Raw genomic sequence first — 399 nt, 5'->3', positions numbered from 1 at the left:
AGTCCTTGTTATAAGCAATCAACGCATCGTTATTGGCTAAGAAGCTATCGGGGTTTGCCATAACCCACATCTGGTTGAAAACGTCTGCGCGGGCACTATGATCAAGTAAAGCGCCTCTATCGGTAAAGTAAAAGAACTTGGATAATAATTTGATTTGGCCGTCGTCTAAGCGGCGAGCGATATGATAAGGCTGCAACTGACTTGGGTGTTCAAGTCCCACCGCTCCCACGATACTGGCGAGAGATTTGAGGGTGTTCTTGTGGAAGCTTGCGACGCGCTCGGCTTTGCTGGGGACATCCAGTGCTTTTTGACGATACGGGTCTTGAGTAGCCACACCAGTCGGGCAGGTATTGGTGTGACATGAGCGTGACTGGATACAGCCAACGGCAAACATAAAGC

At 49.6% G+C, this 399-nt stretch carries 1 protein-coding gene; it reads right to left on the bottom strand.

What is annotated here, in order from left to right:
* On the bottom strand, positions 1 to 399 hold a 399-nt coding region (locus tag AAEY75_RS14180), incomplete at both ends, for a glutamate synthase-related protein (RefSeq protein ID WP_352259923.1).

Origin of the sequence: Psychrobacter sp. TB55-MNA-CIBAN-0194, assembly GCF_040309505.1 — a bacterium.
GTDB lineage: Bacteria > Pseudomonadota > Gammaproteobacteria > Pseudomonadales > Moraxellaceae > Psychrobacter > Psychrobacter fozii.
This window is presented reverse-complemented; position numbering and strand designations above follow the sequence as displayed.